Genomic DNA, 13,687 nt, shown 5'->3' with positions numbered 1-13,687 from the left:
CTAACCGGTTTTAATCCGCGGTATCAGCGGATTGATCCGCGTGACGACTTCGTAGGGAATCGAGCCGATTTTCTCCGCCAATTCTTCGGCTCGGATTTCCGAATTGCCTTGCCGGCCCAGCAGGACGACTTCATCGTCGAGTTGAGCGCCGATATCGGTGACATCCAGCATCGTCATATTCATCGCAACGCGTCCGATGATCGGAGCCGGCTGTCCATGGATCAGCGCGCGCCCGGAGTTGGACAATTTGCGATCGTAGCCGTCGTAATAGCCTATCGGAAGAACCACCAGTTTCATCGGACGGCTTGCGCGAAACGTCAGGCCGTATCCCACATACTCGCCGGTCTCGACCTGCTTTACCTGAGCGACACGCGTCTTCCACGTAAGCACGGGCAAAAGTGCGAGCCGCTTGCCCCGCTCGCGCGCGGCCAGCTGGGTTTCGCGCGACGGCCAGATGCCGTATATTCCGATGCCAACGCGCACCATCGTGAATGCCATGTCGGGATAAAGCAACGTACCGGCCGTCGCGGACGCGTGGATCTGTTGCGGACGGACGCCCGCGCTTTCCAGAATGGTCAAAGCATCCCTGAACTTTCGGGTCTGGGATTCTGCGAACGACGGGTCGAGCGTGTCTTCGATATTGGCGAAATGGGTGTATACACCTTCAATTTCAATGCCGGGCAGTTTTGCAACTTCGGCGATAAAGCCTGGAAGGTCGTTCAGTCCGACGCCTTGCCGGTTTGTGCCGGTTTCGATTTTGAGGTGAACGCGCGCCATGGTTCCAAGTTTCTGGGCAGAATCCGACAACGCCTTGGCAACGTCCAGCCGATAAAGAACCTGGCGGTAACCGTTCCGCGCCACTGCTTCGAGTTGATCGAGCGGTGTGTGTCCCAGAATAGCCACGGGCTTCCGGATACCGGCTTCCGTGATGGTGAGCGCCTCGTCGATGGAGTTGACGCCAAGCCAGTCCGCCCGTTCGGCCGCAATCGGAGCCGTTACGCCGAGACCGTGACCATATGCGTTTGCCTTGACGACGGCCATGATCGACGTACCCGTCGGAGTGGCGCTCCGGAATGCGTCGATGTTGCTGCGAAGCCGCGACGCGTCGATTTCAACCCAGGACAACATGAATTCGATTATACGGGTTTCAACATGGTGTGTGAGCGACCCCCTGCCGCCCGCGAAGCGGGCGGCAGGGGGTCGCTCACGACGACTCTTTGTGCGACTCCGTTTGATACACTCCACCACATGGCGTCTCCAGTCGTGGAGTTCCGCAATGTAGGCTATGCGCTCGGCGGCCGGGCCCTGGTCGAGGGCGTTTCATTCAAGGTCGAGGCCGGCGAAACCGTGGTTCTGCTGGGCAGAAGCGGATCCGGTAAAACGACAACCCTGAAGCTGGTGAACCGGCTTCTGGAGCCCACTGCCGGCGAGGTTCTGATCGAAGGACGCAAGACGACGGATTGGGAACCGATTCGTCTGCGCCGCCGCATCGGTTATGTCATCCAGGAAATCGGCCTGTTTCCTCACTTTACCGTGGCGCGCAATGTTGCCCTGGTGCCGTCGCTGGAGGCCTGGCCGGCTGAAAAAATAACTTCGCGGGTCGATGAAATGCTCTCGCTTGTCGGACTGGAGCCCGCTCGTTTCGCCGCCCGGCTGCCGCGCGAGCTTTCCGGCGGTCAACGCCAGCGGGTCGGCGTTGCGCGTGCACTCGCGGCAGATCCGTCTATCCTGCTTCTCGATGAACCGTTTGGAGCGTTGGATCCCATTACGCGGTCGGAAATCCAGAAAGAATTCCGGGCACTGCAGAAGCGTCTCGGCAAAACCATGCTGTTCGTGACTCACGACGTGCGTGAAGCTTTTATCCTCGGAGACCGGATCGGCCTGATGAAAGACGGCAGTCTGGTCGCGCTCGTGCCGGCAGGCGAATTTCACCACCTCGATCATCCCGAGGCCCGGGCCTTCGCGGAGGCATACGCATGAACGTTCTCGATTTCATGTGGACGCACCGGGCCGAGATGTTCCAGCTCACTCTCGAACATCTCGTGATGGTTGGCGTCTCAATTGCGATCGCAACCGGAATTGGATTGCCGCTTGGAATCATAATGACGCGGCATACCAGGCTCAGCCGCCCGATCATGACCGTCGCCAACGTCGTTCAGACGGTGCCCAGTCTGGCGCTTTTTGGATTTCTGATTCCACTGCCCTTTATCGGCGGGATCGGAGCGCGGACGGCGATCGTCGCGTTGGTGCTGTATTCTTTGCTTCCCATTATCCGGAACACATTCATCGGTATCTCGGGCGTCGATCCGGCGATACGCGAGGCTGGACGCGGGATGGGAATGACGGACGCGCAACTTCTATGGAAGGTGGAAATCCCACTCTCGCTCGGTGTCATTTTTGCGGGCATCCGCGTCGCGACAGTCATCGCGGTTGGCGTGGCGACAATCGCGGCGGCTATAGGAGCGGGCGGCCTCGGCATGTATATCTTCCGCGGCGTTTCGATGGTGGATAGCCGGGTGATTCTTGCCGGTGCAATTCCGGCTGCGGGCCTGGCATTGATCGCCGATTTCGGACTCGGGGCGGTCGAGCGGAGGTTTTCAAAATTATTGTGCGTCGTGTTGCTGTGTGTTTCGCTGGTGTCCTGTTCGCACCCCGACCGCATTGTTGTAGGATCGAAGAATTTCACCGAGCAGGTCATCCTTGGCGAACTCGTTGCTCAACAGATCGAACGTAAGACACACCTGCCGGTCGACCGGCGCCTGAATCTGGGCGGCACCCTTGTGTGTCATGACGCGCTGATTGCAGGCCAGATCGATACATACGTCGAATATACCGGGACGGCGTTGACGGCCATCCTGAAGCTCCCTCCGTCTACCGATTCTCGCAATGTTTATGAAGCTGTGGGGAGCGCATATCAGTCTCGATTCGCCCTCGAGTGGACGGAACAGCTCGGCTTCAATGACACATTCGCGATCATTGTTCGCAAGGATGACGCTCAGCGCCTGGGGCTAAAAACGATTTCGGATGCCGCTCCCCACACATCGAAGTGGGTTGCCGGATTCGGATATGAATTCATGGAGCGGGAAGACGGGTACCCCGGGCTTGCGAAGATCTACAACCTGCGCTTTCCGGCGGCGCCGCGAGTCATGGATCTCGGCTTGACCTACAAGGCGGCTGCAGAACACCAGGTGGACTTCATTGCAGGTAACTCCACCGACGGACTGATCAACGCGTTGGGCTTGACCGTCCTTGAGGACGATAAGCACTACTTTGCGCCGTACGACGCCGCCCCCGTCATACGCGACGCCGTCGTGATGAAACATCCTGAAGTTCGCGAGGCCTTAAGGCAACTGGGCGGGAAGATTTCCGACGAGCAGATGCGGAAAATGAACTACGCGGTCGACGGCGAACACCGTGATGTTAAAGATGTTGTCCGGGATTTTCTCGACAAGAATTAGCTTTTAGAACTGAGTTCAAGCTCGAAGTATGCGGCGTTCGGTATGGGATTGTCGTAATACGGCGGGATCTGCCTGAATCCCAGTCTGCGGTAGAGCGCGATGGCAGCCGCCATTTTGCCGGCGATGGTATCGAGCCGCATGGCGGAGTAGCCGATCTGTCTGGCTTCTTCGATGATCTTCGATGCAAGCTTGAGCGCGATCCCTTTTCCCCGAAACTCGGGCCGCACGAACAGGCGTTTCATTTCACAGAATCCGTCTGGCAGCGGCTTCAAAGCGATGCACCCTGCGGAGGTTCCGGCGGCGCGGCATAAAATCAGCCGGCCGCGCGGGGGAGCGTATTGACCGGGCAGATCGAGCAATTCCTGATCGAAGCTTTGAAAACAGAGATCGAAATCCAGGGATCTCGCGTATTCGACAAACAGGGCGCGTATGTTCGCGATGTCGGAAGCGCGCTCGGCAGGAATCAGCTCGACAGCGTCATTCATAAAACATGAAAAAGACCGCGCCGATGAATGAACGCGAAGGCGGCCACATGATTACAGCGGAATTGAGCGCCAAGATAAGTCACCGAAAAGATCGAGAAGACGATCAACGTGATGACTTCCTGGATGGTCTTTAACTGCGCTGGTGAAAATTCATAGGAGCCGACGCGGTTGGCGGGCTGAAAACAATATTCCGCGAACGCGATCAACCAGCTGACCAAGATCGCCATCCATAATGACGATTCCCGGAAACGCAGATGGCCGTACCATGCAAATGTCATGAAAACGCTGGATATAGCCAGAAGCAATATCGTCTTCATGACACAATTCTACTCGGGATATCGGCTTGTACCCCGCGGCTGGGAAAATTTCAGAATCTGGACCAGCTGAACGAGTTCATCATGAAATTGCCGACAGTTGCTATGGGCGAGCCAGCGCCGGGGTTGCCCAATTCGCGGTCATAGTAAATGGCTGTTCCACCCGAGTCGCTTATCGTCGCGCCGGAGATGCTTCCATACCACCGCGCCCCTCCCGATAGACTGATCGCCGCGTTTGGAGCGTATACCGTGCCAGCCGTTTGCGTGCCGCCCGATAGACTAAGCGTGCCGGTTCCGGCGTAAAGAAATTGCAGTTTGGTCGGCGTAGGGACGTTGCTGGCGTTGACGTTTGTAATGCCTCCGCCGCTGAAGCTGAGAGGAGTGGTTTTACTCTGGCCCGCGATAGTGACGATCGCCGGCGTACTACCCGTGGCATTGACCGTCAGGGCAGCACCTCCGGAGACGCTGATGCTGTTGATTGTATACGCTCCGCCGCTGATCGTGAGTTTCGCTCCTCCCGAAAGGCTGATATTGCCATAGGATCCTGGAGCGAAAACCAGGTTTCCGGCCGTTCCGGTGCAGCCGCTGATGCCCAGTGACGTACACGTCGTAGTGCTCGTGATGCTCAGGTTTGTGGTTGGAGGCTCCGGGTTCGGCGTTGACGGAGCAGCCAAACTGACAGCCTGGGACAGGTGGACGAGGCCACCTGAGACGCAGGACGTAGCAGAGGTACTGCAGCCTGTGACCGTAGCGCCGCCACTGTCGCTCCATGCGTCCACGCCCCCGCTTGAACAATTGCCGACGCCTGAACGCGGGGTGGACATGGTTCCGTGGACGGTGGCGCCGCCGCTTTCGTTCAAGTTTCCATTCGATCCGATATCGCCACCATAGGTATCCGGAACGACAGCTCCGCCACTTATGGTCGCGTGCGCGGAGTCATAACTGCCAATCGTAACCCCGCCGGACATAGTTAGAGAGCCGCATCCGTTGGCGGTGGCGAACATGGCGTAATTCTCGCCTGCGGCCTGTGCCCAAGTCACCTGGCGCTCGACGATGCTGCTCACCTCTTCCTGGGCGCTTCGCCCTCCGCTGATCGTGCCATCCGCCGTGATGCTCCATGTTTGCACTGTGGTCGGACCGGCTGCCGTCGTTACCTGGCTCATCGCGACCAGCGTTGCCGTGGCTGTATAGTTCATTGTGGTCTGTCCCGCGACAACAGTGCCTTGCGCGGCGTTCGAAAATGCCGTCTTGACAGACGCGACGGGGTAGTTCGAGCTGGTGGATGCCGACAAAACGACTGCCACGCCGTTGTACTGAACAGGCGACTTCGTCATGTCATAGTTGGCGATGTCATCCGCTCCGCCCGATATCGGCGCTGTATAAGTATTCACCAGGTAATTGGCCGCCGTGTTGAGGCCGGATTCGGCTCCGTAGCGCGCCTGCGTCATCATCTCGTAATTCAGGCTCGACAGCGTTTCAGTCTGGGAAAGAAACATAACGGACGCGCCCATCACGGACACGACCAGCGTCAGGATCAAGGCGAGAACCAGGGCGAATCCGGTTTCAGGCGATCGATAGTGCATATCCAAAACCTCCATGTTATGGCAACAGCGCCGTCACGCTCGCCGGCATCGGCTGTATGCGTTGCAGCGAACCCGCATTGTCCAATTCCCAGGCTTCAAAGATGTTCCGCGGCGATACGTTCAAAAGCGCCTTTGTTTCCTGCTGGAATTGGTGCGTCTTGGGATCCTGCAGCTGACTCTGCACCGTCAAGGTGACGCCGACATCAACGATATATGTGTTGCCCGACAAGCCCGTGGCCGTTTGATACGAGAAACACGGCACACTGTTCGGATTCGGTAGAAGGTTATTCATCAGTACGATACTCGAGCTCGTCGCGGGCTTTGAGGCTGCCGTGAACGATATCTCGTTGCGGTATAAATATCCGGGAGACGACGTTGTTCCCGGAGAGCACGTATACTCCACGTATAAAACCTTCCCGTCTTTGTTAACGTCGCCGTACAGCTTTAAAACCGAGTCTGTGGAACCATGCGAATAGCTCGATGGCGCTGCGGCCGGCGGAACCATCCCGGTTCCGAAGGATCCCGACACCAGCACCTGGGTGCCGTTGCTGTGAGCGAAAGTGAATGTGGCGGCAAAGCCGTTGGCGCTGATGCCCGTGGCCTGCACCGTTTCGAAGCTGGCGCCGGTATCGACATCCAGATACATATTGGCGAACATTCCGGAGGTGGAGCTCACAGCCGCGGTCGCCGCGCCGGCTGCCGTAGCGGCTGTCGTTGTGACCGCGGCGGGCAGGGCGATCCTTCCGGCCTGTCCGATCTCCTGTTGCAGCAACTCCGTCGCGTTACGCACGTCCGCATGCATCTCGGTTCTGTTCTTCACAGTGCCTTGCATGCTCATCAACTGATTCATACCTGTCATCATGGCGGCAAAGATGATGAGCAGGATCACCATGCTGGCCATACTTTCAAGCAGTGAAAAACCTTTGTTCGTCAACACTGGCCTCTAAAAGGGATAAGTCTTGATTACGGACACGGTGGCCTGCGGCGGGCTTCCCTGAGCGCCGCCGACCTGTGTTTTCACCCGTGTTGTCACCGTAATCTTCTTCGTTTGCGTTATGCCGGCCGGTCCCGCCGCGAGTTGCCAGACACGTTTGTAAAACCAGGTTGCCGGAGCCGCGCCGTTGACACCGGTGACAAGCGTTCCGGTACTGTCGAGGTAATCGACGTAACCCGTCGCTGGATTACTGGGATCCGAACTGCCTCCAATGCCGCTTGTCCCGGTAGCCGGGTTCTGCAGCGGAACGGGGCAACCTGCCAGTCCTGTTCCGCCAGTGGCCGCTGCGGTCAGCTGCGTCGTGTCGGTCTGCGAATCACAATAGGCCAATGCCAGAAGCTGCTCGACTTTGTCCTGGGAATACTCGACAGTGCGGGCGAGCAGATGTCCCTGATTTTCTGTCGTCGAGAAACTCGAACTCACCATGTTCAACCCTCCCACCGCGCAGATCAGTAAAATGCAGCAGGCAATCGCCGTTTCGAGCAAGGTCGAGCCGGCTTGCGGCGAACGGGCGGAAAAAGCTGAGAAATTTCTGCAGGACTTCATATCTTGAACCTCACCGTTGCTGCCAGCTGCTCTGAGCCGTCTGGGCGGTCCAGCTTTGAACCGATCCGGAAGTGAGCACCGTCACTCCGTAAATCGCCGTGCCGTTCGTTATATAAAATGCGCCGGTTGCATCGGCTTTTCCGCTGGTGACCGGATTTGACGGAACGCCGCGTGAATTGAACTCAATGCATGCGGTGTTGGCGACAGTGGTCGTGTTGCCTGCCTGTCCTGCGTATCCGGTGTAACAAAGAGGAGCTTGACTGAGCGTGGGCTGGGTATTCGATGGAGCGCTCGAAATCGCGCCGTAGCCGAAGCTCACACCCGAAGAAAGGTTCTGGACCGGACTGGCAGCCACGGTGCACGTATTCTTGTCTCCGTCGGTTTGCCAGCAGGAACTGGTTTTGTTCCAGATTTCCAGGTGATATGTCTTGGCCGTCAGGTCCGCATATACCCTTGCATGTGAGAAGGAAGCAGAGGCACGGAGCTTTGCCTCCGAAATCAAACCGGCAACACTGCTGGCGTCTCCGTTGATTCTTCCGAACTTCTGCATACTTGTCAGGTTGGGGAGCGCCACCCGTGCAAGCACAAATATGACAAACAGTGCGATCATTGCTTCGAGCAATGAGAATCCCTTTTCCGTCCCTGGACTGGGCATGTGAAATCCTTCTGGCACACATTCACTATCGGCCAAAGGCGGATTGTAGATTAGGGGCATAACGCCGCAACCCGAAAGTTTCCCGGATCCAGTTCAGGCCGTACACCTAATATAAAGTCATAAGACTCATCATGACAATGAGTTGGCGGGAAATGTGCAGCAATAAATATGTGTCAAATAAAAGTGTCCGCGGGATAATGCCGCATGCCGGCGTGCGCGTTATTCTAAAATAACGCGGGCCTAGGCCCGCCTTACATATGTCCTTTCTCACTGCCACTACGGGACCACCGCTCAGCGAGCCTCTGCCATCGCTGTGGATGTTCGAGCAGATCGAAGCCTGGGCGAAGCGCGCGCCGGAACGTTTCGCATTCGTGCTGGATCACCAGGACAAGCTGGAGCAATACCGCTACAGCGATGTGCTCGACCAGGCGGCCTTAATGGCGTCCCATCTGACCCGGCAGGGAATCCAGCGCGGCGACCGGATCGGCATTCTGATGGAGAACACGCCGCAATGGGTGTTCGTGCTGCTGGGCGCGATGCAGATCGGTGCGGTCACTGTGCCGCTGGCCACAACGCTTCCGGAAGATGCCATCGAGCGAATTGTGACTCATGCCGGCTGCAGGATCATTTTTGCGGACGAAGGGAATTGGACGAAGGGATCGAATGTCGCGAAAACGGTAGGCGCGGTCTGTGACCGCGCAGTATCCGGGAATCCCGACAAGGGCGGAGCGACCCTGCAGAAGCCGGACCCGGCCGACACGGCGATCTTGATTTACACGTCCGGGACAACGGGCAATCCCAAGGGTGTCGAACTCACTTTCGACAATATCAATCATGAAATCCGCGGCACAAGCGAGGGTCTGCATCTCCATGCCGAACATCGCATCCTTTCGGTGCTGCCCTTCTCGCACGTGCTTCCGCTCATCGCGAATGGTCTGGGTCCGCTATGCATCGGCGCGACGGTGGTGTTTCTCTCGTCCATTTCCCCCCAGCGCATCATCGACGCTTTTCACCGGCATCGCATTACCCTGTTTATTTGCGTGCCTCAATTCTTCTACATCCTGCACCGGCGAATTATCTCTCAGGCCGAATCACAGCCGTTCTTCACACGCACGGCATTTCGATTCATGCGGCGCATGGCACGGCGTACGAAGGACCTGCGCCTCCGCCGCAGGCTGTTTGCGAAAGTTCATCGCGCCATCGGCCCTGACCTGGAAATGCTCGCGAGCGGCGGCTCCCGATTCGATCCTGAGATCGCTCGCGACCTCAGCGAACTCGGCTATTGGATAGCGCAGGCGTACGGCTTGACGGAAACCTCGGCTGCCGCGACGGCTACACCGCCGGAGCAGGATTCCATCGGCACCGTCGGCCGTCCGGTCCGCGGAGTCTCCGTCCAGATCGATTCCCCGAATGACCAGGGAATCGGCGAAGTGTGGATTCGCGGGCCGATTGTGATGAAGGGTTATTACAAATCGCCCTCCCAGACAGCCGAAGCCATCAAAGATGGCTGGTTTCGCACGGGCGATCTTGGTGTCATCGACGTGAACGGGTACCTGTCCATCACAGGCCGATGCAAGGATGTGATCGTCCTTGCAAATGGCGAGAACGTTTATCCCGAAGAACTCGAGACGCACTATTCGCGCTCGCCCTTCATCAAGGACATTTGCATCCTGGGTGTTTCGCAGAATGGCGCCGGCCCCGGAGACGAAGTTCTCCACGCGATTATCGTTCCGGATATGGACGAGTTTCGAAAGCGCGGCCAGACGGCCATCATGGAGAGCATCCGCTTCGAAATCGAAAATCTGTCGAAGCAGGTTCCTTCCTATTACCGGCTTCATTCTTTGTCTGTCCGCAACGATCCACTACCCCGCACCGTTACGCGGAAATTGAAACGCTTCGAGATTCAGCAGGAGGAGAACGAGCGGATCAAGGCTCGGGACAGCCGTGGCACGCCGGTCCGCGAACCCGAACCGGACCACGCGCAGCTCCGGGAAGGGGCCGGCGTGGTTCTGGCGGAATTGATCCGGCAAGCCAGGCCGGATGCCGGCGTGCTGAGCCCATCGATGAACGTCGAGCTGGATCTCGGTTTTGACTCGCTTGGACGCGTCGAACTGCTTGGCCTGGCGGAAGCGCGCCTGGGCGTGCATATCGACGAACAGGAAATGGCCCGCATCTTCACGCTGGGAGAATTGATCGAGGCTTTCGAGAAGGCGAAGGGGGCGAAGGGGGCGACAGCCGCCGGCGGGACCGCCGGCGGCAACCGTTCCTGGAAGGAGATTCTCAGCTCTGTTCCGGACAATGTTTCGGAAACGCACCACATTTTCAAGGCGCGCAAACTGCTCAATCCGCTTTCATTTTCGATCATACGGATGATTGGAATTTTCGCGGGCATATCCTTGCCGCTGCGGCATTACGGGATGGAAAAGTTGCCGCGGACGACGCCGTTCCTGCTATGTCCGAATCACGAGTCGTTTCTGGATGGCCCTCTCCTGGTATCGATCCTGCCCAGGCGGGTCGTTTATAAGATCCTCATCATCGGCTACAGCGACTACTGGAAGAACGCTTTCTCGCGTTTTCTGGCTCAGGTTTGCCAGATTGTCGCGATCGACTCCGATGTGAATCTGGTTCGCGCCATGCAAGTCGGAGCCATGGGACTGAAGCGCGGTCATGTGATGCTCATTTTCCCGGAAGGTACGCGGTCCATCGACGGACGGATCGCTGAATTCAAGAAGGGGTCCGCCATTCTGGCATACGAACTCGGAGTGCCTATCGTTCCGGTGGGCATCCACGGAACGTTCGAGGCATGGCCCCGGGAGGGCGGCTTCCGCTTCCGTCCGGTGGAGTTTCATTTCGGAGACCCGATTGATCCGCGGGCGTTTGCCACGGCGGCGGACCCCTATACGGCCATCACCGAGCAATTGCAAAAGGATGTAAAGAGACTCTCAGGCCAATAGGCGTGTAACCTTATAGATATGGCTGCCGTATTGTCGATTGAAAACCCGGCGACCATGTGTCTCCAGGACCCTATCTATGGAACGAAAATACGGCCAACGCGGTTATCACGATAATAACGACCGCGAACGTGGCGCAAGGGAACCCGAAAAGCCGCGAGAAAAACCCAAGGGCGGACCGCGTGGGTCCAAAGCCAGGGAAGCTCCCCGCCCGATGCACATGCCTGGCTTCCAGGAAGTTTTACGCTGTTCGTTATGCGGCACGATTGTTCCGACCACCGCCGAAATCAATTACGAAAGCCAGTGCCCGAAATGCAAGGCCGATCTGCACGCCTGCAAGAACTGCCGCCACTTCGACACAGCGGCGCAATTCCAATGCACCCAGCCGATTCCGGAACGCATCACGAAGAAGGATCTTCGCAATCATTGTGATCTTTTCATGGCCCGGACATCCATTGAACGGGAAACCCGGGATTCCGGCGGCGGCAACCCTCAGGGCCATGTATCCCCGGTCAAGCCGTCCGATGCCCGCAGCGCGTTCGATAACCTATTCAAGAAATAGGCCCCTATTTTCTGCTAATCTAAGTGGATGGTAGAGGATAGGTTAAAGATCGCTGTATTCATCGACTTCGATAATATCGAGATTGGAGTCAAAAGCACTCTCAATCGCCACTTCGACATCGGCGCAGTTCTCGAGGCCATAAAGGAACGCGGAGAAGTCGTTACCAAGATCGCCTACGGCGACTGGAAGCGGGCCGGCGAACACAGCCGGAGCATGACGCAGCACGCCATACAAATGGTGCAGCGGAATCTCACGCCCGGGGGCGACAAGAACGGCGCCGACATCAACCTGGCGCTGGACGCACTCGAGATGGCTTTCACGCGCAACCACATCAATGCCTTTGTTATTGTCGGCGGCGACAGCGATTTCATTGCCCTGGTCGAAAAACTCAAACAGTACGACAAGAAAGTTCTGGTGGTCGGCGGCCGTAATTTTACCAGTGCCATTCTCCAGAAGAACTGCCATGAATTCATCGCCTACGAAAATCTGATTTCTGCGCCGTCCATCCCGCGGCGGCCAGCCGCCGAACGCACGCGCACAGCTGTCGCGGATCCCAATCTCGCAAAAGCGTTTCCGCTCGTTCGCCGCGCCTTGAAGGTCCTGACGGATCGCGAGGTGTCGCCGCAGCTCGGTCTTTTGAAGAGTACGCTGCTGCAGTTGGATTCGACCTTTACCGAGCGGGACTACGGTGCCAGCACTTTCCGTGATTTCATCGAAAAGATGGCGGCCGCCGGATACGTTAACCTGAAACAGGTCGATCGCAGCCTTCTTGTTGAACTCAAAGATCAATCTCTGGTTGAAGGCGAAGAGGAAGCGCCGGCAATTCCTGTCCCGGCAGTGGTCCCCTCCAATGGCCAGGCGCTTGAAGCTGCGCCTGCCGGAGCCCCCGTTCCGAGCCTGCCCGCTCCGAATCTGCCCGCTCCGAATGTGACGACACCGATGCCGACACCAATGCAGGCGGAAGAGGGCGTGCGGGCAATGCAGGAAGCGTTTCAGAATTCCCACATTACGCCGCACTGGCCGATGTATCTGCGGAACGTCAAGCAGTTCATCAAGAACACTCTGCCGACATTTGACGAGCATCGTTACGGGTTTCACAGCTTTCTGGAAGCGGTTCGATCCGGCCAGCGTGCAGGGTTGTTCCGTCTGGAGCGGAATCGGCAGGGGATTCTCAGAGTCTATCCTGGAAATCAGATGGCGCAGGGGCAGCGTTCGGGCGGCCGCAGCGACGAACAGGCGGCACCGTCGCCGGCGATCTACGACGTTGAAAATGATCCGACTCTCCAGCATCTGCACCAGCCGCCTTCGGTTATTTCCGATTCTGAGGACAGCGCGGAAGCGCAGTCCGAATCCGAACCTGAGACCGACGTGGAAGAAGCCGAACAGCCTCTGGCCGCCGAAGCTGCCGAGCCCTTGGCCGAAGAAAAGCCGGCCAGGAAACGGCGGGTCAGTACCGGCATCAAACGAAAGGCGGTCGCGCCCCGAAAGACCGCCGTCGCGCCGGCCAAGCGGACGAGGAAGAAGACCTCGCCGCCTGAAGAGGGTTCGGTCAACTAGGCGCAGCCGCCCCAGATTACCGTTTCGGAACCTATTGGAAATTCGAGACTAGAAATTACAAATTCGAAATCGGATTTCCAATTTCCAACTTCCAGTTTCGAATTTCCAATAATTTTTTATTCATTTCTGCCGATAAGCACAAGGAAGAGGTTTGGATGTGAGCGCGAAGGCACAATTCGGAAGTCTTCCGGTGCAGGCACGCACGGCCGTGGTGTTGTTCGGCCTGGTGGGAGCGGGCGGCCTGCTTCAGGCTTTGCTGCACGCCGGAACTGTCGACTTCCCCTACTTCTCGCTGCTGATTTTCCTGGCGATTGTGGGCGGACATGCGAAGGTCCGGCTGGTCGGCGGTTCTTCTCTTTCGCTCATTACGACGGTAGTGCTGGTTGCGCTGATGATGCTCGGCACCCAGCCGGCAATTCTGGTCGGATCGTGCGGCGTTGTTGCGCAGTGCGCTTTCCCGCCGAAGAAGTTCATTCCGCACCACCTTGTTTTCAATCTGGGAATGATCGTCCTGGCGATCTCCATGGCGAGTGCCGGATATTACGGCATCGTTCGTGGTACGCATGCCGGTCCAGTCGACCA

Annotated in this window: 13 protein-coding genes; 6 read left to right on the top strand and 7 right to left on the bottom strand. The window is 57.7% G+C overall.

The genetic code is table 11. From position 1 onward, the window contains the following. Positions 1-1,128 carry an alanine racemase gene (gene alr, locus VGK48_01170; GenBank protein HEY2379766.1) on the bottom strand — a complete coding sequence of 376 codons (1,128 nt, stop codon included), beginning with the start codon at positions 1,126-1,128 and terminating at the stop codon, positions 1-3. A gap of 120 nt (positions 1,129-1,248) precedes the next feature. Between alr and VGK48_01165 the strand changes: the two genes are divergently transcribed. Beyond that, positions 1,249-1,980 carry an ATP-binding cassette domain-containing protein gene (locus tag VGK48_01165; protein ID HEY2379765.1) on the top strand — a complete coding sequence of 244 codons (732 nt, stop codon included), beginning with the start codon at positions 1,249-1,251 and terminating at the stop codon, positions 1,978-1,980. Next, on the top strand, positions 1,977-3,458 hold the full coding sequence (locus tag VGK48_01160; GenBank protein ID HEY2379764.1) for a glycine betaine ABC transporter substrate-binding protein: 1,482 nt from the start codon (positions 1,977-1,979) through the stop codon (positions 3,456-3,458). Before VGK48_01165 ends, VGK48_01160 begins: the two co-directional genes overlap by 4 nt. Here the strand turns inward: VGK48_01160 and VGK48_01155 are convergent. The 6 genes from VGK48_01155 to VGK48_01130 are packed head-to-tail and all read right to left on the bottom strand — an operon-like array spanning position 3,455 to position 8,035. After that, positions 3,455-3,943, bottom strand: coding sequence for a GNAT family N-acetyltransferase (locus tag VGK48_01155; GenBank protein ID HEY2379763.1), 489 nt, complete (start codon positions 3,941-3,943; stop codon positions 3,455-3,457). The genes VGK48_01160 and VGK48_01155 overlap by 4 nt on opposite strands. Continuing rightward, a complete protein-coding gene (locus VGK48_01150; protein ID HEY2379762.1) occupies positions 3,940-4,260 on the bottom strand; it encodes a DMT family protein in 321 nt (106 codons plus the stop codon). The genes VGK48_01155 and VGK48_01150 overlap by 4 nt, the downstream gene beginning before the upstream one ends. Before the next feature lie 50 nt (positions 4,261-4,310). Next, complete coding sequence (locus VGK48_01145) at positions 4,311-5,840, bottom strand: pilus assembly PilX N-terminal domain-containing protein (GenBank protein ID HEY2379761.1); 1,530 nt, start codon at positions 5,838-5,840, stop codon at positions 4,311-4,313. 16 nt (positions 5,841-5,856) lie between these two features. Continuing rightward, positions 5,857-6,777, bottom strand: coding sequence for a type II secretion system protein (locus tag VGK48_01140; protein HEY2379760.1), 921 nt, complete (start codon positions 6,775-6,777; stop codon positions 5,857-5,859). A 6-nt stretch (positions 6,778-6,783) separates the two neighbouring features. Next, the gene (locus VGK48_01135; protein HEY2379759.1) at positions 6,784-7,380 is read right to left on the bottom strand and encodes a hypothetical protein; all 597 of its coding nucleotides are present in this window, start codon (positions 7,378-7,380) and stop codon (positions 6,784-6,786) included. A gap of 10 nt (positions 7,381-7,390) precedes the next feature. After that, positions 7,391-8,035, bottom strand: coding sequence for a hypothetical protein (locus VGK48_01130; protein ID HEY2379758.1), 645 nt, complete (start codon positions 8,033-8,035; stop codon positions 7,391-7,393). Between the two features lie 257 nt (positions 8,036-8,292). Here VGK48_01130 and VGK48_01125 point away from each other — a divergent pair, with 257 nt between their 5' ends. The 4 genes from VGK48_01125 to VGK48_01110 form a co-directional block, all read left to right on the top strand. Beyond that, positions 8,293-10,989, top strand: a complete 2,697-nt coding sequence (locus VGK48_01125) for an AMP-binding protein (GenBank protein HEY2379757.1) — start codon at positions 8,293-8,295, stop codon at positions 10,987-10,989. Between the two features lie 76 nt (positions 10,990-11,065). Then, positions 11,066-11,548 (top strand): hypothetical protein, encoded by a 483-nt coding sequence (locus VGK48_01120; protein HEY2379756.1) that lies wholly within the window; start codon positions 11,066-11,068, stop codon positions 11,546-11,548. Between the two features lie 27 nt (positions 11,549-11,575). Beyond that, a complete protein-coding gene (locus VGK48_01115; GenBank protein HEY2379755.1) occupies positions 11,576-13,105 on the top strand; it encodes an NYN domain-containing protein in 1,530 nt (509 codons plus the stop codon). A gap of 157 nt (positions 13,106-13,262) precedes the next feature. Further along, the coding region (locus VGK48_01110; GenBank protein ID HEY2379754.1) for a hypothetical protein at positions 13,263-13,687 on the top strand (425 nt) is incomplete at its 3' end.

Source organism: Terriglobia bacterium, from assembly GCA_036496425.1.
Classification (GTDB): Bacteria; Acidobacteriota; Terriglobia; order 20CM-2-55-15; family 20CM-2-55-15; genus 20CM-2-55-15.
This window is presented reverse-complemented; position numbering and strand designations above follow the sequence as displayed.